Source organism: Cellulomonas sp. P5_C6 (genome assembly GCF_054049635.1).
In genome coordinates this window covers 1-20,549 of the sequence record NZ_JBFULZ010000006.1, presented here as the reverse complement: position 1 = coordinate 20,549, position 20,549 = coordinate 1, and the positions used below count along the sequence as shown (strand labels likewise).

The following is a 20,549-nucleotide window of genomic DNA, read 5'->3' as shown; positions in this document are numbered from 1 at the left end:
CGCCGCCCCCGTCGTGATGCTCGCCTTCAGTCCGCGCTGTGCACCGGGCGGACGCGCTCGCCCAGCTCGCCCAGCTGCGCCTTCATCTCCTCCACCGACAGCGTGTGCTCGACGCGCGGCGAGTAGAGCATCGAGCTCACGATGGCGCCGGTGGCGCCGATGGCGAACGCGTCGCTGACGTGGCTGACCAGCCCGGCCCCGCCGGAGGCGATCACAGGGAGCTGGACGGCGTCCGTGATCATCCCCGTGATGTCGAGGTCGTAGCCCGCCCCCGTGCCGTCGCGGTCGATGCTGTTCACGACGATCTCGCCGGCGCCAAGGTCCTGCCCCCGCTTGGCCCACTCCACCGCGTCCATGCCGGTGTAGGTCCGCGCGCCGTCGATCGCGATCTCGTACCCGCTCGGGATCGTCGCCGTCTTGTCCACGCGCTTGACCTGCATGCTCAGCACGATGCACTGCCGGCCGAACTCGACCGAGCCCTGCGTGATGATCTCGGGCTTGCGCACGGCCATCGAGTCGATGCTGATCTTCTCCGCCCCGGCGCGCAGGACGTCGTGCATGTCCTGCAGGTGGCGGATCCCGCCGCCGACGGTCAGCGGCACGAACGTCCGGTGCGCGGCCCTGCGGACCATGGCCAGGTCGATCTGGCGCTTCTGGGCGCTGGCCATGATGTCGTAGATGACGATCTCGTCGACGTCCTCGTGGTACAGCCGGTCGGCCAGCTCGGCCGGGTCGCCCACGTCGATGTTGTCCTGGAACTGCTGGGCCTTGGTGACGCGGCCGTCCTTCACGTCGAAGCAGGCGATCAGCCGGTTAGCGAGCATCGAGATCCTCCAGGTTAGTGAGGTCGAGGTCGCAGAAAGCCTTGAGCACCTGCAGGCCGGCGCGCGCGCTCTTCTCGGTGTGGAACTGCGTCGCCATGATGTTCTTCTGCGCCACCGCGGCGGCGAATTCCTGGCCGTAGGTGGTGACCCCGACCAGCGTGGATTCGTCGGTCGGGCGCGCATAGAAGGAATTCACGAAATAGTAGAAGCCGCCCGGCGTGAATGACCGCGAGAACGGGTGGTCGCCGCGGACCTCGACGTTGTTCCAGCCCATGTGCGGCACGCGGACCTCGGACCGGTCGAACTCGTGGACGCTGCCCTCGAGCCACCCGAGGCACTCGACGTCACCCTCGGCCGAGTGCTCGAAGAGGACCTGCAGACCGACGCACACACCGAGAAATCCCTGGCCATCGCCCCGGACCTTCTCGTTCAGGTGATCGATCCACCCCTCCTGGGCGAGCGACTCCATGGTCACGCCGGCCGCACCGACCCCGGGGAGGATGTACCTGTCGACCTCGTCGCACTCGCTCGGCTTGACCACGAGCGCGTGCGGGACACCGAGATGTTCGAGCGCATAAGAAATGCTCTGCGAATTACCGGTGCGGTAGTCGATGATCCCGATCACTTGCCCAATCCTACACGGGACGCTTGTCTCATATGTCGGACGTCAGTCGAGGAACAAGGCGCGCAGCCGCACGGTGGTGAACGACAGACCGAGCCCGATCATGACGACGAAGTACGCGACGTGGACCAGCATCGAGCCGTCGAGGACGCCCAGGGTGAGCCCGCGCACCAGCTCCACGGCGTGCCACAGCGGCAGCGCCTTGATGACCCCCTGCAGCCAGCCCGGGTACACCGTGATCGGGTAGAAGGTCGCGGAGAACAGGAACATCGGCAGCATCACGAAGTTGATCCAGTCCATCTGCTGGAAGGTCTTCATGTAGCTGGTCACCGCCATGCCGACGCTGGCGAACCCGAACGCGACGAGCAGCACCGCAGGGATGGCCAGCGCCGCCGACCACGCCAGGTTCAGGCCCATGACCTGCATGACCGTGAGGAAGCCGAGGGCGTAGACGCCACCGCGCAGCAGGGCGTACGTGATCTCGCCGAACGCCACGTCGAGCGGCCCCAGCGACGTCGCGAGCATGGCGTCGTAGAGCTTGCCGAAGTGCATCTTGAAGAAGACGTTCCACGTCGAGTCGTAGACGGCGCCGTTCATGGCGGACACCGCGAGCAGCGCCGGCGCGATGAAGGCCGCGTAGGAGACGGTGGCGCCGGACGGAAGCTCGACGTCGCCGATGTACGACCCCAGGCCGACCCCCATGGCGAACAGGAAGAACACCGGCTCGAAGAAGCCCGACAGGACGACGATCCCGCTGGAGCTCTTGGTCGCCTTGAGCCCGCGCGCGACGACGGACCGCGAGTTGCGCGCGTACAGCGCGCTGACGGCGGTGCTCCGGGACGGTGCGGTGGTCGTGGTCATCCGCGCAGCCTCCTGACGAAGACCCGGCGCGCGAGCACCCAGCCGCCCGCCGCCATCGCGAGCAGGATCGCGAGGTGCCAGCCGACCGGCCACGCCCCCGGGGGCGACCCGTACGAGAGGGACCGGCCGATCTCGCTCGCGTGCCACAGCGGCGAGATCCACCCGACCCACTGCAGCCACACCGGCAGCGTGGCCAACGGGTAGAACGTGCCGGAGAACAGGAACAGCGGCGTGAAGACGAACCGCTGCACCAGCGCGAACTGGCCCTTGTCCTCCGTGAGGCTGGCCGAGAACGCCATCAGCGGCAGGCCGAACGCCAGCCCGGCCAGCACGCCGACCAGCGGCATGAGGGCACCCCGGACCGGGTCGCCCACCGCGCCGAAGGCGACGATGAGCACGTAGTAGATCGTCGTGGTGAACAGCATCCGCAGCACCACGGACAGCACCAGCCCCGCCATGATCTGCGGCGGGGCGATCGGGGAGGCGTTCATGCCCCAGAAGATCCGTCGCCACTTGAACCCGGCCATGATGACGAACGTGAACTCGTCGGTCGCGACCGTCACGCCGGCCGTCGCCAGCAGCGCCGGGGCGACGAACCACACGTAGCTGACAGGCCCGTCGGCACCCGACGCCACCGACTGGTCGAGGAACGTCGCCAGCCCCAGCCCGATGCCGAGCAGGTAGAGCAGCGGGTTGCCGACGGACCCCACGACGATGGTCCAGCCGTAGGCCTTCATGCCCCTCAGCTGGTGCTCGGCGACGTACCACGCGCCGAACTTGCGGGGCCGGACCGCGGCGGCGACCGCGGCATCGGGAAGCGTCGTCGTCATTCGATCAGGCTCCGCCCGGTGAGCCGCAGGAACACGTCCTCGAGGCTGGACCGCCGCACCAGCGACGTGGTCGGGTGCAGGCCGAGGTCGACGACGCGCTCGAGCACCGCCTCGCCGTCGTCGGCGTACAGCAGCACGCGGTCCGGCAGCACCTCGATCCGCTCGACCAGCCCCGCCATCCGCACGGCCGCGTCGGCGTTGCGGTCCGAGCCGAACCGCAGCTCCACCACCTCACGCGTCGAGTACTGGCGGATCAGGCTGGACGGGCTGCCCTCGGCCATGATCGTGCCCTTGTCGACGACCACCAGGCGGTCGCACAGCTGCTCCGCCTCGTCCATGTAGTGCGTGGTGAGCACCAGCGTGGTGCCGCGCTCCTTGAGCCGGAACAGCCGGTCCCACAGCACGTGGCGCGCCTGCGGGTCGAGGCCGGTGGTCGGCTCGTCGAGCATGAGGATGCGCGGCTCGTTGATCAGCGCGCGGGCGATGGTCAGTCGCCGCTTCATGCCGCCTGACAGGTCGTCGACCTTGGCGTTGCGCTTCTCCTCAAGCTGCGCGAAGCCGAGCAGCTCGTCCGCACGCGCGGCGCACACCGACCGCGGGATGCCGAAGTAGCGGCCGTAGACGATGAGGTTGTCCCGCACGCGCAGCTCAGTGTCGAGGTTGTCCTCCTGCGGCACGACGCCCAGCAGCGACCGGATCTCGGGCCCGTGCGTGTCAGGGTCGAGGCCGAGCACCCGCAGGTCCCCGGCCGACCGCGACGACACGGCGCCGATCATCCGCATCGTGGTGGACTTGCCGGCCCCGTTGGGGCCCAGCAGCCCGAACGACTCGCCCGGCGGCACCTCGAAGTCGATGCTGTCGACGGCGGTGAAGTCGCCGAAACGCTTGGTGAGGCCGTGGGCGGCGATGACGGGAGCGGTCACAGCGGACCAACCTAGACGAGGGGTCCCACACCTGCCGACCGCATTCGCGTTGACGCCGGGCGCCCGACGGCGGAAGCCTGCAGCGATGACCTCCCTCGTCGACCTCTGGCCGCTGGCCGGGCTGCGCGTGACCTGCGGCGACCTCGAGCTGCGCTACCTCGACGAGCCGACGCTCGTCGGCCTGGCGCGGGTCGGGTCCGAGGGGATCCACGACCCGGCCGTGATGCCGTTCTCGGGGACGTGGTCGCGCGGCACACCGCAGGAGGTCGCCCGCAGCATCCTCACGTACCAGTGGGGCAAGCGCGCCGCGACGACGCCGGACGACTGGCACCTCGACCTCGCCGTGGTGCGCGACGGCGTCGTGCTCGGGGTGCAGGGCGCGATGGCGACCGCGTTCCCCGTCACGCGGGTGGCGGAGACCGGCTCGTGGCTCGGGCGGTCCCACCAGGGCCAGGGCGTCGGCACCCGGATGCGGCTGATGATCCTGCACCTGCTCTTCGACGGCCTCGGGGCGCGGGCGGCCACGACCTCGGCCTTCGCCGACAACCCCGCGTCGAACGGCGTCACGCGCCGGCTCGGGTACGCGCCCAACGGCGTCGACACCATCCCCCGCGAGGGTGTCGCCACGACCAGCAACCGGTACGTCCTGGACCGCGCGGCCTGGGAGTCACGCCCCGACGACCTACGGCCGGAGGTCACGCTCGTCGGCGTCGACGCGGCGCGCGAGCAGCTCGGGATCTGAGCCCTCCGGACGCACGAGYGCCCCCGTCGAGACATCGACGGGGGCACTCGTGTGCACGGGTGGAGCCAAGGGGACTCGAACCCCTAACCCCCTGCTTGCAAAGCAGGTGCGCTACCAATTGCGCCATGGCCCCGTGCGAGCCCGGCGGGCGAGCTCACTCGAAGGTGTCGGTGACCTCTGCCCACAGGTCTCGCTCGTCGCGATCCTGCGCGTACTTCTGCCACACGACGAATCCGAGAGCGGCAATGGCCACCAGGAGCAGGAGCTTCTTCATCGGTTCCCCCACGGGTCGGGAGTGGGCCTAACAGGACTTGAACCTGTGACCTCTTCCTTATCAGGGAAGCGCTCTAACCGTCTGAGCTATAGGCCCGTGCACTGCAAGCGCCGCAGTGGCGCCGGACGAGACTACCCCAGGGCGGGGGCGCCACCAAAACCGGCGAGGATCACTCGTCCGTCATGGTCACGTGCACGCCGCCGACGAGGGCCGCCACGATGTTGTAGAGGAACGCCCCGATGGTCGACAGGGCGGTGAGCAGGAAGACGTCGACCACCGCGATGAGCGTGGCGCCCGAGATGACCCGGGAGAACTCGACGTACTGCAGGATGTTGATCCCGCTCTCCGTTCCGGTGATCTGGGTGACCAGGTTGTCGGCCTTGGTGAACACCTGCAACCCGTTCAGCGTGAACCAGACCACGGCTGCGGCGACGACGATCATCACGCCGATCGCCACGGACAGCAGGAACGACAGCTTCATGACCGACCACGGGTCGACGCGTGAGATCGCGAGCCGGACGCGGCGGGGGGCGCCGTGCTGGCCCACCGTCGGGATGCGTCCCGTGCTCGGCCGGGCGCCCGTGAGGTTCTCGGTCGAGCTCGCCGTCCGGGGGGCACTCGTGGTGGCCGCCGGGGCGGGTGCCGGGGTGGTCGTCATGGTCGGATCCTTGGGACGGGGGCGGGTGGCCGCAGCGAACGCGGCGGACGTGGCGACGCCGGCCTTCTTGAACCAGACCGTGGCCGTGTCCACCGCCACCATCATCGGGGACGGCGGGTCGTGCTCGTCGCCGACCGCCGAGTCCGTGGTGTCACGATCCTGTGGAGATATCGAGGTGGCCGTGGCGCCGGCCTCCGCGGGAGCCGACCGCTCGGGGGTCTCCGAGCGCGTCGAGGACTCCGCACGCGTCGAGGGTTCCGTGCGCGTGGACGACTCCGTGCGCTTCGAGGGCTCCGTGCGGGTCGAGGACTCCGTGCGCGTCGACGTCCGCACCGGGGTGACCGTCGGCGGCATCACGCTGGCCGGCACCGTGAACGCCGTGGTGCCGTTCGAGCCGTTCAGGCTCGGCACGTGCGTCGCCGCGTCATCGGTGTCCGGCTCGTTCCACGCCGAGGTCGATCCCGTGCGCGGCGTGGACGTCGTCGTGCGACCCGCGGTCGTCGGCGTCGTCGGGCGCTTGCGCGGCGGGATCGAGGGGGGCGTGGAATCGGTCATGCGTCCTCCGCTGACTGGTCGGTCACGGCCTGATCGGCGGTCGTCCCGGCGTCACCGACACCCTCCGGGGCGTCCGTTCCGTCGGGAACCTGGCCATTCTCAGCGCCCACGGTACCTGCCTCGTCGGCCAGGTGTCGCTCAGTGTTGCGCGCGACCGCGATGATCCGGTCCCCGTTGTCGGGCTTGGCGAAGATGACGCCCTGCGTGGTGCGACCGGTCGCATTGACCTCTGACGTGGCAGAACGCACGATCTTGCCGCGCTCCATGATGACCAGGACCTCGTCCTCGGGGTCGACCACGAGCGCCCCGACCAGGTCGCCGTTGGCCTCGGGCAGGTTGGCCACCTTGATGCCGAGCCCGCCGCGGCCCTGCTGCCGGTAGTTCTCGACCGTCAGTGCGGTGCGCTTCGCGATGCCGCCCTCGGTCACCGTGAACAGGAACGCGTCCTCGCGCACGACGTCCATGGCCAGCAGCTCGTCGTCGTCGCGGAACTTCATGCCCGTGACGCCCGAGGTGGCCCGGCCCATCGGACGCAGCGACTCGTCGGACGCGGTGAAGCGCACCGACTGGCCCTTGCGGCTCACCAGGATGAGGTCCTCGTGGGAGTCGACCAGGCGCGCGGAGACCAGCTCGTCCGGCAGGCCCGCCTCGTCCTCGCGCAGGTTGATCGCGATGACGCCGCCCGAGCGGTTGGAGTCGTAGTCGGCCAGCCGCGTCTTCTTCACCAGGCCGCGCTGCGTGGCCAGGACCAGGTACTCGGCCTTGGTGTAGTCGCGGATGTCGAGCACCTGCGCGATCTTCTCGCCCGGCTGGAACGCCAGCAGGTTGGCGACGTGCTGGCCCTTCGCGTCGCGACCGCCCTCGGGCAGCTCGTACGCCTTCGCGCGGTACACGCGGCCCAGGTTGGTGAAGAAGAGCAGCCAGTGGTGGGTCGTCGTGACGAAGAAGTGGTCGACCAGGTCGTCCTCGCGCAGCTGCGCCCCGCGCACGCCCTTGCCGCCGCGACGCTGGGCCCGGTAGTTGTCGGAGYGCGTGCGCTTGGCGTACCCGCCGCGGGTGATGGTGACGACCATCTCCTCCTCGGCGATGAGGTCCTCGACGCTGACCTCGCCGTCGAACGGCAGGATCGTCGTGCGCCGCTCGTCGCCGTACTTGGCGACGATCTCGCCCAGCTCGTCGGATACGATGTCGCGCTGGCGCTGCTCGGAGTCGAGGATCGCCTGGTACTCGGCGATCTCCGCCTCGAGCTTGGCGTAGCGCTCGAGGATCTCCTGGCGCTGCAGGGCCGCGAGCCGGCGCAGCTGCAGGTTGAGGATCGCGTTGGCCTGGAGCTCGTCGATGTCGAGCATCGCCATCAGGCCCGAGCGGGCGTCGTCCGCGTCGGGGGAGCGGCGGATGAGCGCGATGACCTCGTCCAGCGCGTCGAGCGCCTTGAGGTAGCCGCGGTAGATGTGGATGTCCGCCTCGGCCTCGCGCAGCTTGAACGCGGTGCGGCGGACGACGACCTCGAGCTGGTGCGTCACCCAGTGGCGGACGAACGCGTCGATGCTCAGCGTGCGCGGGACGTCGTCGACGAGCGCGAGCATGTTCGCGCCGAACGTGTCCTGCAGCTGCGTGTGCTTGTAGAGGTTGTTCAGCACCACCTTGGCGACGGCGTCGCGCTTGAGCACGATGACCAGGCGCTGGCCGGCGCGGCCGCTCGTCTCGTCGCGGATGTCCGCGATGCCGGTGACCTTGTTGTCCTTGACCAGGTCGGCGATCTTCTTGGCCAGCGTGTCGGGGTTCACCTGGTAGGGGAGCTCGGTGACCACCAGGCAGATGCGGCCCTGGATCTCCTCGACCTGCACGATCGCGCGCATGGTGATCGAGCCGCGGCCCGTCCGGTACGCCTCCTCGATGCCCTTGTGGCCCAGGATCGTCGCGCCGGTGGGGAAGTCCGGGCCCTTGATGCGCAGCAGGAGGGCCGCGAGCAGCTCCTCGCGGGACGCGTCCGGGTGGTCGAGGTGCCACTGCACGCCCTCGGCGACCTCGCGCAGGTTGTGCGGCGGGATGTTGGTGGCCATACCGACGGCGATGCCCGCCGAGCCGTTGACCAGCAGGTTCGGGAACCGCGACGGCAGGACCGTGGGCTCCTGGGTGCGGCCGTCGTAGTTGTCCTGGAAGTCGACGGTGTCCTTGTCGATGTCCCGGACCATCTCCATGGACAGCGGCGCCATCTTGCACTCGGTGTACCGCGGGGCGGCCGCCGGGTCGTCGCCCGGGGAGCCGAAGTTGCCCTGGCCGGCCACCAGCGGGTACCGCAGCGACCAGTCCTGGACCAGGCGGACCAGGGCGTCGTAGATCGCCGTGTCACCGTGCGGGTGGTACTTGCCCATGACGTCGCCGACGACGCGCGAGCACTTGGAGAACTGGCGGTCCGGGCGGTAGCCRCCGTCGTACATCGCGTAGAGCACGCGGCGGTGCACCGGCTTCAGGCCGTCGCGGACGTCCGGCAGGGCGCGGCCGACGATGACGGACATGGCGTAGTCGAGGTACGAGCGCTGCATCTCGAGCTGCAGGTCGACCTGGTCGATGCGGCCGTGCTCGATCTCGTTGCCGGTGGTCTCGCTCAACGTGTTTCCTTACGTTCGGTGCGTTGCTGGTGGCCCGTGCGGTCTCCTGACTAGATGTCGAGGAACCTCACGTCCTTCGCGTTGCGCTGGATGAACGAGCGACGGGACTCGACGTCCTCACCCATGAGGACCGAGAAGATCTCGTCGGCCGCCGCGGCCTCGTCGAGCGTGACCTGCAGCAGCGTGCGGTGCTCGGGCGACATCGTCGTCTCCCACAGCTCCTGGTAGTCCATCTCGCCCAGACCCTTGTAGCGCTGCACCGAGTTCTCCTTGGGCAGACGCTTGCCGCTCGCCTGCCCGTCGGTGATCACGGCGTCCCGCTCGCGGTCCGAGTAGACGTAGTCGTGCTCGGCGTTCGCCCACTTGATCCGGTACAGCGGCGGCTGCGCCAGGTACACGTGGCCGTGCGTGATGAGGTTCGGCATGTACCGGAACAGCAGCGTCAGCAGCAGGGTCCGGATGTGCTGACCGTCGACGTCGGCGTCGGCCATGATCACGATCTTGTGGTACCTCAGCTTGGACAGGTCGAAGTCCTCGCCGATGCCGGTGCCGAACGCCGTGATCAGCGCCTGGACCTCCTGGTTGCCCAGTGCCCGGTCCAGTCGCGCCCGCTCGACGTTGAGGATCTTCCCGCGGATGGGGAGGATCGCCTGCGTCCGCGGGTTGCGCCCGCGCACGGCGGAACCGCCGGCCGAGTCGCCCTCGACGATGAAGACCTCGCACTCCTCGGCGCGGTTCGACTGGCAGTCGCGCAGCTTGCCCGGCATGCCGCCGGACTCGAGCAGGCCCTTGCGGCGGGTGGCCTCGCGAGCCTTGCGCGCCGCCATGCGCGCGGCCGCAGCCTGGATCGACTTGCGGATCACGTCGCGCGCCTCGGTCGGGTGCGACTCCAGCCAGTCCCCGAGCTGGTCGTTGACCACCCGCTGCACGAACGTCTTGGCCTCGGTGTTGCCCAGCTTCGTCTTGGTCTGGCCCTCGAACTGCGGCTCGCCCAGCTTGATCGAGATGACGGCGGTGAGCCCTTCGCGGATGTCGTCGCCCGTGAGGTTCTCGTCCTTCTCCTTGAGGATGCCCTTGTCGCGCGCGTACCGGTTGATCAGCGAGGTCATCGCCGCACGGAAGCCTTCCTCGTGCGTGCCGCCCTCGGTGGTCGAGATCGTGTTCGCGTAGGTGTGGACCGACTCGGAGTACGCGTTGGTCCACTGCAGGGCGATCTCGACGGCGATCCGGCGCTCGGTGTCCTCGGACTCGAAGTCGATGATCTCCGGGTGGACGACCTCCACCTTCTTCGCGCTGTTGAGGTGCTTGACATAGTCGACCAGGCCGCCGTCGTACTTGTACGTGACGGTCCGGAAGGGTGCCGGGGCGCCCTCCTCCTTCTCGTCCTCGCCGGCGACCTCGTCGCCCGTGTCCAGGTGGGCCGGGCGCTCGTCGGTGAGCGAGATCTGGAGGCCCTTGTTGAGGAACGCGTACTGCTGGAAGCGCGCGCGCAGCGTCTCGAAGTCGTAGTCGGTGGTCTCGAAGATCGACGGGTCCGCCCAGAAGGTCTGGGAGGTGCCGCTGTCGTCCGTCGGGGCACCCTTCTGCAGCTCGCCCAGCGGCTTGCCGCCGTCGGAGAAGTCCTGCTGCCACGTGAACCCGTCGCGCTTGACCACCGTCTCGACGCGCGTGGAGAGCGCGTTCACGACCGAGATGCCGACGCCGTGCAGACCGCCCGAGACCGCGTAGCCCGCGCCGCCGAACTTGCCGCCCGCGTGCAGGATCGTCATGACGACCTCGACGGTCGGCCGGCCCTCGGTCGGGTGGATGGCGACCGGGATGCCGCGGCCGTTGTCGACGACACGCACACCGCCGTCGGGCAGGAGCGTGACCTCGATGTGGTCGCAGTAGCCGGCCAGGGCCTCGTCGACCGAGTTGTCGACGACCTCGTAGACCAGGTGGTGCAGTCCGCGCTCGCCGGTAGAGCCGATGTACATGCCGGGGCGCTTGCGCACCGCCTCGAGCCCCTCGAGCACCGTGATCGCGCTGGCGTCGTACCCGCCGTTGCCGTCCTTGGTCGTCTTCGTCGTGCTGGACGGGGGGGTGCTCTGCTCGGCCACGGGCGGTGGTGCTCCTCAAGCTCTCACACGCGACGGAGGGCGCCGACCGAACTTCGCCGGGTCGGATCACTCCATGACGCTGGAGTTCCAGGCACAGATGCGCCAGGAATGACCTTCACAGTCTACCTGGTGGACGGGCCTGGACCCTCTTTTCCCACAGGTGTCCCCTCCGGTCTTCCTCGGTCAGCGGAACGTGTCCCGCTCACCGCGGCCCGCCACGCGCTTCGGGCCGGTCTTGAACCGCGGTCCGCCGGGGTTCAGCACCGTGATCTCCAGGACGATCCCCTCTCCGAGGTCCGCCGCGAACCGCCCGAGCATCGCCGGCGCCAGGAACTTCAGCTGCGTGGCCCACGACGTCGAGTGCGCCCGCAGCGTCAGGGCGCCACCCTCGAACGAGACGTACTCGCAGTGCTCGGCCACCTGGGGGCCGACCAGCTCCGACCACCGGTGCTTGAGCACGCCGGCGACCTGGTCCGAGGAGCCGCCCAGCTGGTCCAGCAGGCCGCTCACCGTCGACCCGATCAGCTGCGGGTCGCGCGCACCCGGGCCGGCCGTGCCCACCGCGACCTGGACGAGCGGCCGCCGCCGGGCCGGGTCGCCCGGCCGGAACCCGCGCTGCGCGGCCGCGGCCTTCGCCCGACCCAGAGCCCCGAGAGCGACCTGCCGAGGGGGTGTGAGGTCGACGAGCTCGCGCAGCGGCGTGCCGTCCACCGGCTTGTTCTTCGGCGTGACGAAAAGGCCGTCGTCGTCAGAGGACACGGGCGACCTCCCCGCCCATCACGTCGACCCGAGCGCCGGCCAGGGGCGCCGGGACGTCGTCGGCCACCGCCGCCGTGATGAGGACCTGCCGGGCCGGCGCCACCAGCTCCGCCAGGCGGTCCCGCCGGCGCGCGTCGAGCTCGGCGAACACGTCGTCGAGGATCAGCACGGGCTCGCCGTCGGGACCCCAGTCGCCGCCGGCCCACCCGTCGACCTCGTCGCCGTCCTTCAGCAGCTGGTACGACGCGAGCCGCAGAGCCAGCGCGAACGACCACGACTCGCCGTGGCTGGCGTAGCCCTTGGCCGGCAGCCCGCCGAGCGTGAGCACGAGGTCGTCGCGGTGCGGGCCGACCAGGCTGACCCCGCGCTCGATCTCCTTGGTGCGCAGGCGACCCATCGCCTCGAGCAGCTGCGCCTCGACCAGCTCCGCCGCCGCGTCGTCGTCGTCGATCTCCAGGACGGCGTCCAGGGACGCCCGGTACGTGGCGATCGCGTCGCCCTGCCCGGCGCTGACCTGCGCATATGCCCGTTCGATGTGCGGCGCGAGCGACCGCACCAGGTGTCGCCGGGCGACGATGATCTGGGCGCCCGTCTGCGCCAGCTTGGCGTCCCACACGTCGAGCGTGCGCAGGTCGGCCCCGGCTCCCCGCCGCGCGGCACCCGCCGACTTCAGCAGAGCCGACCGTTGCCGCAGCACGCGGTCGTAGTCCGTGATCACGCCGGCGACCCTCGGTGTGAGCTGGACCAGCAGGTCGTCCAGGAACCGTCGACGGCCGTCCGGGTCACCCTTGACCAGCGACAGGTCCTCGGGTGCGAACAGCACGGTGCGCAGGATCCCGAGCACGTCGCGCGCCCTCGTCGGCGAGCCGCCGTTCACCCGCGCACGGTTTGCCTTGCCGGGCGTCACCTCGATCTCGACCAGCGACGAGCGCGGGCGGCCGGGCTCGAGCTCGCGGACCACCTTCGCCCGGACCACCGCCCGTGTCGTCCCCGCCCGCACGAGGGCGGCGTCGGTCGGCACCCGGTGGCTGCCCAGGGTCGCGATGTAGCCGAGCGCCTCGATCAGGTTGGTCTTGCCCTGCCCGTTGGGGCCGACGAGCGCGGTGATGCCGGGCTCCAGCGGGAGCTCGACCTGCGCGTACGAGCGGAAGTCCGTCAGGGAGAGGTGCGCGACGTACATCGACTGGTCAGGCGGAGGGCGGCGCGGGCTTCACGGCGTGCCCGCCGAACTGCTGGCGCAGCGCCGCGACGGCCTTCATCGCGGGCGACTCCTCCTGGCGGGAGGCGAAGCGTGCGAACAGGGAGGCGGAGATGACAGGAGCCGGCACGGCGAGGTCGATCGCCTCGTCGACGGTCCACCGGCCCTCGCCGGAGTCCTCGACCCAGTCGTCGATCTCGCCCAGGCCCGGGTCCTGCTCCAGCGCCTTGACCAGCAGCTCCAGCAGCCAGGACCGGACGACGGTGCCGCGCTGCCACGCGCGCATGGTGCCGTGCACGTCCGTGACCAGGTCCTTCGCCGCGAGGAGCTCGTAACCCTCGGCGTACGCCTGCATCAGCCCGTACTCGATGCCGTTGTGCACCATCTTCGAGAAGTGGCCCGCGCCGACGGTGCCGGCGTGGACGAAGCCCTCTTCGCGCGGCCCCTCGGGACGCAGCGCGTCGAACACCGGCATCGCCTTGGCGACCAGGTGCGGCTCGCCGCCGACCATGAGGCCGTACCCGTTGGCCAGGCCCCAGACTCCGCCGGAGACGCCGGCGTCGATGAACCCGATGCCCTTGGCCGCCAGCAGCTCCGCGTGCGGAAGGTCGTCCTGGTAGTACGAGTTGCCGCCGTCGATGAGGACGTCGCCGGCCGTGAGCAGGCCCGCCAGCTCGGTCACCACGGCATCCGTGATCTCGCCCGACGGCACCATCACCCACACGATGCGCTCGCCGGCCGGGAGCGCCTCGACGAGGGCCTCCAGCGAGGGGACGTCGGTGACGTCCGGGTTGCGGTCGTACCCCGTGACGTCGATACCCGCGGCACGGATGCGCGTCCGCATGTTCGCGCCCATCTTGCCCAGACCCACCAGACCGATGTGCATGCCGTCTGCCTCTTCTTCGGTTCGCGTCCTGCGTGTCTCGCTCACTCTGCCCCAGAGGGGCGCGGTGCGCCGGTCAGCCGTCCCGGCCGTCTGCAGCTCCGCTGGTCAGCTGGCGAAACGGATGGGGACGAGCAGGTAGCGGTACTCGGGGTTGTCCTCGCCGTCCAGCGACTCCTGGCCGGTGAACTCGACCGGCTTGTTGGGGTGCGTGAACGACAGCCGGACGAACGTCGTGCTCAGCGCGCCCAGCCCGTCGAGCAGGAACTGGGGGTTGAACGCCACCGAGATGTCGTCGCCGACCAGCGTGGCCTCGAGCGCCTCGGAGGCCTGCGCGTCGTCGCCCTGACCGGCGTCGAGGACGACCTGGCCCTCGCTGAACGACAGCCGGATCGGGGTGTTCCGCTCGGCGACCAGCGCGACGCGCTTGGCGGCGTCCGCCAGGGCGTGCGTGCCGACGACGGCGTGGATGGGCGTCTCGTCCGGGAACAGCCGGCGCACCGCGGGGTAGTCGCCGTCGACGAGGAGGCTCGTGGTCTGCCGACCGGCGGCCTCGAAGCCGATCATGTCGACGCCTGAGCCGGTGGACAGCGCCACCGTCACGGAGCCGGCGCTGCCCAGGGACTTCGCGGCGTCGGACAGCGTCCGGGCCCGGACCAGGGCGACCGTCGAGATGTCCGGCGACGACGGCTTCCACGTGAGCTCACGCAGCGCGAGCCGGTAGCGGTCCGTGGCGAGGAGGGTGACCTTCTCGCCCTCGATCTCCACTCGCACGCCCGTGAGCAGCGGCAGCGTGTCGTCCCGGCTCGCGGCGACGGACACCTGGGCGACCGCGTGGGTCAGCTCGTCGCCGTCGACGGTGCCCGTGGTGGGCGGCATGACCGGGAGGTTCGGGTAGTCCTCGACCGGCATGGTCAGGAGCGTGAAGCGGCTGGCGCCACACGTCACGACGACCTTGGTGCCCTCGAGCACCACGTCGACCGGCTTGTCGGGCAGCGACCGGGAGATCTCCGCGAGGAGGCGGCCGGAGACGAGCACGGAGCCGGCCTCGGTCACGTCCGCCGGGATCTGCGACCGGGCGGAGACCTCGTAGTCGAAGCTCGAGAGCTGCACGGTGCCTGTGGTGTCGGCCTCGAGGCGCACACCCGCCAGGACGGGGACGGGGGGCCGCGTGGGCAGGCTGCGCGCCGTCCATGTGACGGCGTCCGCGAGAACGTCGCGGTCGACCCGGAACCTCATGCCTCAAACCTCTCGTCGTGCGGCCCTGCCGGCGTGCCGTCACAGGTTGTGAGGAGGTCCGGTCGGAAGGCGTCAGGCGAACACTACGCGAGTGGTCCGACGCTCGGTACGGGCATGCGGATGACAACCACAACCGTGTCGTTCGTCGACCCGTCCAGCCCTTTGGCGGTGTGTGGATCCATCGGAGAGAGAAGTGTCGTCATCGTCATCGGTCCTGTGCACTGTGTGGATGGTGGACGTCCGTGCAGGTCAACCCCCGATCAGGGTGTGCACGCCGGTTGTGGGCCGGATCGGACACCCCGTGGACAGCCGTGGAGAGCTGTGTCCGGGCCGTCCTGCGTCCACCGCGACGGCCCTTCCCGTCCACATCACAAGGTGGGGTCATCCACCGTCGTCCACAGGTGTACCCACAGGTGTGGAGATTCGTCCCATGCATGTCTCATCCGCAGGGTGAAGGTTGGGGTCAAGACCGTCGGAACGTTTCGACCGTGAGAGTTGTCTCATGCCCGGACGCGCCGAATGACCGTTTGTGAACGCGCACATTGTCGGTTTTGCCGTATTGCTGCAGGTCAGGGACGTGGAGCGCCGTCCGGCAGGGTCGAGTGAGCCGAACGGGTGAATCAGGTCACAAGCATCCCCAGGGTCCTGTGGACAGCTGTGGATAACTGTGGGGAGACGACCGGGCAGAACAGGCTGAACTGGGCTTCTGGTCAGCCGCGGTTCTGCTGCTTGATCCGGTTGGTCAGCTCGGTGACCTGGTTGTAGATCGACCGGCGCTCGGCCATGAGCTCGCGGATCTTGCGGTTCGCGTGCATGACGGTGGTGTGGTCCCGCCCGCCGAACGCCTGACCGATCTTCGGCAGGGACAGGTCGGTGAGCTCACGGCACAGGTACATGGCGATCTGGCGAGCCGTGACCAGCACGCGCGAACGGCTGGAGCCGCACAGGTCGTCGATGCTGAGACCGAAGTAGGCGGCCGTCTGGCCGATGACCTGCGTCGCCGTGATCTCGGTCGTCTGGTCGTCGGTGATCAGGTCCTTGAGGACGATCTCCGCGAGCGACAGGTCCACCTGCTGGCGGTTGAGGTTGGCGAACGCCGTCACCCGGATGAGCGCACCCTCGAGCTCGCGGATGTTGGTCGAGATCTTGGAGGCGATGTACTCCAGGACGTCCGGCGGCGCCTGCAGCCGCTCGCTGCCGGCCTTCTTGCGCAGGATCGCGATGCGGGTCTCGAGGTCCGGCGGCTGGACGTCGGTGATCAGGCCCCACTCGAAGCGCGACCGCATGCGGTCCTCGAAGCCGTTCAGCTGCTTGGGCGGCAGGTCGGACGTGATCACGACCTGCTTGTTCGCGTTGTGCAGGGTGTTGAACGTGTGGAAGAACTCCTCCATCGTCTGTTCCTTGCCCTGCAGGAACTGGATGTCGTCGATGAGGAGCACGTCGACCTCGCGGTAGCGGCGCTGGAACGCGCCGGCCTTGCCCTCGGAGATCGAGTTGATGAAGTCGTTGGTGAACTCCTCGGAGTTCACGTACCGCACGCGGACGCTCGGGTAGAGGTTCTGCGCGTAGTGGCCGATCGCGTGCAGCAGGTGCGTCTTGCCCAGACCCGAGTCGCCGTAGATGAACAGCGGGTTGTAGGCCTTGGCCGGTGCCTCGGCGACCGCGACAGCCGCGGCGTGCGCGAAGCGGTTCGAGCTGCCGATGACGAACGTCTCGAAGAGGTACTTGGGGTTCAGCCGGGCCGGCTCGGCAGGCTGGCGACGGTTGGCGGGCGACGGACGGTCGTCGTCCCGGCCGCCGTAGCGACGCGTGTGCTGCGAGCCGTTGTCCGACGCGTCCTCGTCGCTGACCAGAGACAGGTCGGGGCGCGCCTCGCGCCGGGCGTCGGCCTCGTCCGCCTCGCGCTCGTCGCGCGAAGGGCTGTACGGCTCGTGCCGCTGCTCCGCGCCGACGACCCGCAGCGCGGGGGGCGCGTCCTCGGCCAGATCGGGATCGACCGTGATGGCGAACCGCGCCTCGCGGTCGAGCGCTGCGCTCAGCGCGATCGTGACCTCGCCGCGGACCCGGGACTCGAGGTAGTCCTTGGTCAGGTCGTTGCCGACGGCCAGGAGCAGGGTGCCGTCGAGGAGCCCGAGCGGACGGGCGAGACGGACGAAGGCGATCTGGCGTGGGGTGATGTCCGGACTCGACTCGAGGGTCGACACCACGTGCCCCCAGACCCGGGAGAGCTCTTCGTCCTGTGACACGTGCTACCTCGGCTGTTCGTTCGCGTGGGTGGTCGAGTCTCGCACGACCCCGCGTTGTCCACACAGTTGTCCACACCTGTGAGCAGATGATCGCGGTGGCCGCGGAGGCCCCGACACACGGTGAGGACGGGCGAGCGGAGCGCACCTGTCGGCGTTGTTCTCGTGGCGTTCAGGCCCTGTCCACCACGGTGTGGTCCACAGGCTGCTCGCCCCGGCGACGATGATCGATCGTAGTGGCAGCCCCGAGGTGCGGGCAGTGCCCCAGCGGGTGACGTCGGACGGGCTGTGGCAGGATCGGTGCGGCGAGTCGCGCGCATTTGACCGGCCAGTACGGCGGGAAGTACGGTATTGCAGCCTTATCGATGGCTCCCTCCTGGCGCGCCCTGACGCCGCACGCGTGCATGCAAGCTCGCTCGTGTGTCCCGGAGCATTCGATCTCGGCAGCCTGAACCTGGTCGCGCGGCACCTGCGAGGCCCACCCGATGTAGTTGGAGAATCTCGTGACCAAGCGCACCTTCCAGCCGAACAACCGGCGCCGGGCCAAGACCCACGGCTTCCGTCTGCGCATGCGTACGCGCGCCGGCCGCGCGATCCTGGCGGCCCGCCGCCGCAAGGGTCGCTCGGAGCTCTCGGCCTGACACAGACGTCGGTGCTGTCCGCCGCGCACCGGATGCGCCGCGCTGCCGACTTCGAGCAGGCGGTGCGCCGAGGCGCGCGCGGCGGACGGGACACCCTCGTGGTGCATCTGACGACACGGACCGATCACTCGCCCGATGGGCCGGTGATCGGTCTTGTCGTGTCCAAGGCCGTCGGGACCGCCGTCACGCGCAACCTCGTGAAGCGTCGCCTGCGCGAGCTCGTCCGGCCCCGGCTGGCCGGTCTCCCGAACGACGCAGGCATCGTCATCCGAGCGCTGCCGGCGTCGGCCGGTCGGCCGTTCACCCTCCTGGGCGCGGACCTGGACGCCGCACTCGAGACGGCGACCCGTCGGGCCCGACGTCGGACCGAGGCGTAGTCATCCCATGACCATGCACTCGGTGATGCACGCCCCCGCGCGGGTGGTCGTCCTGCTCATTCGGGGCTACCAGCGGTTCATCTCCCCGATGACGCCGCCCACCTGCAAGTTCTACCCGTCGTGCTCGCAGTACGCCGTGATCGCTGTGCAGCGCCACGGTGTCCTGCGCGGGACGCGGCTGGCTGTCTGGCGGTTGCTCCGCTGCAACCCGTGGAACCTGGGTGGCGTGGACGACGTTCCACCTGCGCGGTCCGCTCACCGTCATTCCCACGTGGCTGCTGCCACGCACTGACCCCAACGAGGAGTTCTGCCACATGTCGTGGTTCGACGGTCTGCTCAAACCCATCATGGTCGTCGTGGCCTGGATCATGGTCCAGTTCCACGCGCTCCTCTCTGCGATCGGTCTCGACCCCGCCAGCGGCGCCGCCTGGGGGCTCTCCATCGTGGGGCTCGTGATCGTCATCCGGATCGCGCTGATCCCGCTGTTCTTCCGCCAGATCAAGGCCTCGCGCGGCATGCAGCTGATCGCTCCGCAGATGCAGGCGATCCAGAAGAAGTACAAGGGGAAGACCGACCCCGCGTCCCGTGAGGCTCTGCAGCGCGAGACCATGGCGCTCTACCGGGAGAACGGCACGAACCCGTTCGCGTCCTGCCTGCCGATCCTGCTGCAGTCCCCCATCTTCTTCGCGCTCTTCCGCGTGCTCATCGAGCTCCCCGGCATCGCCTCCGGCCAGTACCCGCCGATCGGCCCGATGACCCCCGAGCTCGCCGCGCAGGCCGAGGCCGCCACGATCTTCGGCGCCCCGCTGTCCGGCACGTTCATGCAGGCCGGCGACAACTGGCACATCCGCGTGGTCAGCGCCGTCCTGATCGTGGCGATGTCCGCGACGACCTTCCTCACGCAGCGCCAGCTGACCATGAAGAACATGCCGCCGGCCGCGCTCCAGGGACCGATGGCTCAGCAGCAGAAGGTCCTGCTCTACGTCCTGCCGCTGATCTTCGCCTTCTCCGGCGTCAACTTCCCCATCGGTGTCCTCATCTACTGGACCACCACGAACCTCTGGTCGATGGGACAGCAGTTCTACACGATCCGTCGGATGCCGGCCCCCGGCTCACAGGCCGAGCTCGCCATGAAGGAGCGCAAGGCCCGCAAGGCTGCCGCGCACGGATCCCTCATCGAGGACGCGCCCGCGACGACCACCCTCGTCATCGAGGAGAAGCCGCGCAGCGGGCAGCGGGAGCAGCCGAAGCGCAAGGACCGCAACAAGCCCCGTGTCGCCAACGAAGGCGTCACCGGCAAGCCCACCGCGTCGACCGACGACGAACCCGACGGGCCCAGCACGCCGGCGCCAGCCGCCCCCACCAAGCCTAAGAAGTAGCGCACCCGCGCGACGTTGATCGGAGAGAGACTCCATGACTTCGACCCAGCCCGACGCTCCCGTCGAGACCGTCAGCACCAAGCGCCTCGAGGAAGAGGGCGAGATCGCCGCTGACTACCTCGAGGAGCTGCTCGACATCGCCGACCTCGACGGTGACATCGACATCGACATCGACCACGGCCGTGCCGCCGTCGAGATCGTGTCCGAGGACCCTGCGGACCGTTCACTCTCGCGCCTCGCCGGTCCCGACGGGGAGGTTCTGGATGCTCTCCAGGAGCTGACCCGCCTGGCCGTGCAGGCGAAGACCGGCGAGCGCAGCCGGCTCATGCTCGACGTCGCCGGCTACCGCGCCGGTCGTCGTGCCGAGCTGGTGACCGTCGCCAACGACGCGATCGCCCGCGTGAAGGAGTCCGGCGTGGCCGTGGCCCTCGACGCGATGAACCCGTTCGAGCGCAAGGTSGTCCACGACACCGTYGCTGCCGCCGGSATGTCGAGCGACTCCGACGGCGTCGAGCCGAACCGGCACGTGGTGATCCGTCCGGCGTGATGTGACCGCGGTCGTCTGACCGGGCGGGATGAACGGGTGGGCCTGCGGGTCCACCCCTTCGTCGTTGGACGATGTTTCACGTGGAACCGGTGCGTCGTTCGGATCCTGCCAGCGACGTCGCCGACGTTCGCTCACGCCCGGTTCCATGGTGTGGACGCGGCGGACGCCGGGGGTGTCGAGCTGTGCCGACGTGTTGGTCAGCGCGTCGAGGTCGAAGTCGAGCGACGGGGTCGCGGTCGAACGCAGTCGCCGTGTCGGTGCAGCGGCTCGCTCACTGCAGGTC

Annotated in this window: 20 protein-coding genes and 2 tRNA genes; 6 read left to right on the top strand and 16 right to left on the bottom strand. The window is 69.5% G+C overall.

Going from position 1 to position 20,549, the window contains the following annotated elements; genetic code table 11:
* Positions 1-26 precede the first annotated feature (26 nt).
* The 5 genes from hisF to ACXJKG_RS01495 are packed head-to-tail and all read right to left on the bottom strand — an operon-like array spanning position 27 to position 4,060.
* Positions 27-824 carry an imidazole glycerol phosphate synthase subunit HisF gene (gene hisF / locus ACXJKG_RS01515; protein WP_456843990.1) on the bottom strand — a complete coding sequence of 266 codons (798 nt, stop codon included), beginning with the start codon at positions 822-824 and terminating at the stop codon, positions 27-29.
* Positions 814-1,449 carry an imidazole glycerol phosphate synthase subunit HisH gene (gene hisH, locus ACXJKG_RS01510; protein ID WP_456843989.1) on the bottom strand — a complete coding sequence of 212 codons (636 nt, stop codon included), beginning with the start codon at positions 1,447-1,449 and terminating at the stop codon, positions 814-816. The genes hisF and hisH overlap by 11 nt, the downstream gene beginning before the upstream one ends.
* A gap of 42 nt (positions 1,450-1,491) precedes the next feature.
* A complete protein-coding gene (locus ACXJKG_RS01505; protein ID WP_456843988.1) occupies positions 1,492-2,307 on the bottom strand; it encodes an ABC transporter permease in 816 nt (271 codons plus the stop codon).
* Complete coding sequence (locus ACXJKG_RS01500; protein WP_456843987.1) at positions 2,304-3,137, bottom strand: ABC transporter permease; 834 nt, start codon at positions 3,135-3,137, stop codon at positions 2,304-2,306. The genes ACXJKG_RS01505 and ACXJKG_RS01500 overlap by 4 nt, the downstream gene beginning before the upstream one ends.
* Entirely contained in the window at positions 3,134-4,060 is a 927-nt protein-coding gene (locus tag ACXJKG_RS01495) for an ABC transporter ATP-binding protein (protein ID WP_456843986.1), read from the bottom strand. Before ACXJKG_RS01495 ends, ACXJKG_RS01500 begins: the two co-directional genes overlap by 4 nt.
* 85 nt (positions 4,061-4,145) lie before the next feature.
* Between ACXJKG_RS01495 and ACXJKG_RS01490 the strand changes: the two genes are divergently transcribed.
* A complete protein-coding gene (locus tag ACXJKG_RS01490) occupies positions 4,146-4,802 on the top strand; it encodes a GNAT family N-acetyltransferase (RefSeq protein WP_456843985.1) in 657 nt (218 codons plus the stop codon).
* A gap of 60 nt (positions 4,803-4,862) precedes the next feature.
* On the opposite strand, the gene ACXJKG_RS01485 is transcribed toward ACXJKG_RS01490, so the two are convergent.
* The 11 genes from ACXJKG_RS01485 to dnaA form a co-directional block, all read right to left on the bottom strand.
* Positions 4,863-4,935 (bottom strand) — tRNA-Ala (locus ACXJKG_RS01485).
* A 21-nt stretch (positions 4,936-4,956) separates the two neighbouring features.
* Positions 4,957-5,076, bottom strand: coding sequence for a DLW-39 family protein (locus tag ACXJKG_RS01480; protein WP_456843984.1), 120 nt, complete (start codon positions 5,074-5,076; stop codon positions 4,957-4,959).
* Between the two features lie 22 nt (positions 5,077-5,098).
* Positions 5,099-5,172 (bottom strand) — tRNA-Ile (locus tag ACXJKG_RS01475).
* A 73-nt stretch (positions 5,173-5,245) separates the two neighbouring features.
* A complete protein-coding gene (locus ACXJKG_RS01470) occupies positions 5,246-6,289 on the bottom strand; it encodes a DUF3566 domain-containing protein (RefSeq protein WP_456843983.1) in 1,044 nt (347 codons plus the stop codon).
* Complete coding sequence (gyrA, locus tag ACXJKG_RS01465) at positions 6,286-8,901, bottom strand: DNA gyrase subunit A (protein ID WP_456843982.1); 2,616 nt, start codon at positions 8,899-8,901, stop codon at positions 6,286-6,288. The genes ACXJKG_RS01470 and gyrA overlap by 4 nt, the downstream gene beginning before the upstream one ends.
* Before the next feature lie 50 nt (positions 8,902-8,951).
* Positions 8,952-11,000, bottom strand: coding sequence for a DNA topoisomerase (ATP-hydrolyzing) subunit B (gyrB, locus tag ACXJKG_RS01460; protein ID WP_456843981.1), 2,049 nt, complete (start codon positions 10,998-11,000; stop codon positions 8,952-8,954).
* A gap of 183 nt (positions 11,001-11,183) precedes the next feature.
* On the bottom strand, positions 11,184-11,759 hold the full coding sequence (locus ACXJKG_RS01455; protein ID WP_456843980.1) for a DUF721 domain-containing protein: 576 nt from the start codon (positions 11,757-11,759) through the stop codon (positions 11,184-11,186).
* On the bottom strand, positions 11,749-12,939 hold the full coding sequence (gene recF, locus ACXJKG_RS01450; RefSeq protein WP_456843979.1) for a DNA replication/repair protein RecF: 1,191 nt from the start codon (positions 12,937-12,939) through the stop codon (positions 11,749-11,751). Before recF ends, ACXJKG_RS01455 begins: the two co-directional genes overlap by 11 nt.
* A gap of 7 nt (positions 12,940-12,946) precedes the next feature.
* A complete protein-coding gene (gene gnd, locus ACXJKG_RS01445) occupies positions 12,947-13,888 on the bottom strand; it encodes a phosphogluconate dehydrogenase (NAD(+)-dependent, decarboxylating) (protein WP_456843978.1) in 942 nt (313 codons plus the stop codon).
* Positions 13,889-13,948: 60 nt separating this feature from the next.
* Positions 13,949-15,079 carry a DNA polymerase III subunit beta gene (gene dnaN / locus ACXJKG_RS01440; RefSeq protein WP_456843977.1) on the bottom strand — a complete coding sequence of 377 codons (1,131 nt, stop codon included), beginning with the start codon at positions 15,077-15,079 and terminating at the stop codon, positions 13,949-13,951.
* A gap of 710 nt (positions 15,080-15,789) precedes the next feature.
* Positions 15,790-17,325, bottom strand: a complete 1,536-nt coding sequence (gene dnaA / locus ACXJKG_RS01435; protein ID WP_456843976.1) for a chromosomal replication initiator protein DnaA — start codon at positions 17,323-17,325, stop codon at positions 15,790-15,792.
* Positions 17,326-17,825: 500 nt separating this feature from the next.
* Between dnaA and rpmH the strand changes: the two genes are divergently transcribed.
* Genes rpmH through ACXJKG_RS01410 form a run of 5 tightly spaced genes read left to right on the top strand, consistent with a single transcriptional unit; the run spans position 17,826 to position 20,266 of the window.
* Entirely contained in the window at positions 17,826-17,963 is a 138-nt protein-coding gene (rpmH, locus tag ACXJKG_RS01430) for a 50S ribosomal protein L34 (RefSeq protein WP_159808264.1), read from the top strand.
* An 11-nt stretch (positions 17,964-17,974) separates the two neighbouring features.
* Positions 17,975-18,340 (top strand): ribonuclease P protein component, encoded by a 366-nt coding sequence (gene rnpA / locus ACXJKG_RS01425; RefSeq protein ID WP_456843975.1) that lies wholly within the window; start codon positions 17,975-17,977, stop codon positions 18,338-18,340.
* 7 nt (positions 18,341-18,347) lie between these two features.
* The gene (yidD, locus tag ACXJKG_RS01420; RefSeq protein ID WP_456843974.1) at positions 18,348-18,632 is read left to right on the top strand and encodes a membrane protein insertion efficiency factor YidD; all 285 of its coding nucleotides are present in this window, start codon (positions 18,348-18,350) and stop codon (positions 18,630-18,632) included.
* A gap of 22 nt (positions 18,633-18,654) precedes the next feature.
* Complete coding sequence (gene yidC, locus ACXJKG_RS01415; protein ID WP_456843973.1) at positions 18,655-19,719, top strand: membrane protein insertase YidC; 1,065 nt, start codon at positions 18,655-18,657, stop codon at positions 19,717-19,719.
* 34 nt (positions 19,720-19,753) lie between these two features.
* Positions 19,754-20,266 carry a Jag family protein gene (locus ACXJKG_RS01410; protein WP_456843972.1) on the top strand — a complete coding sequence of 171 codons (513 nt, stop codon included), beginning with the start codon at positions 19,754-19,756 and terminating at the stop codon, positions 20,264-20,266.
* The last annotated feature ends 283 nt before the right edge of the window (positions 20,267-20,549 follow it).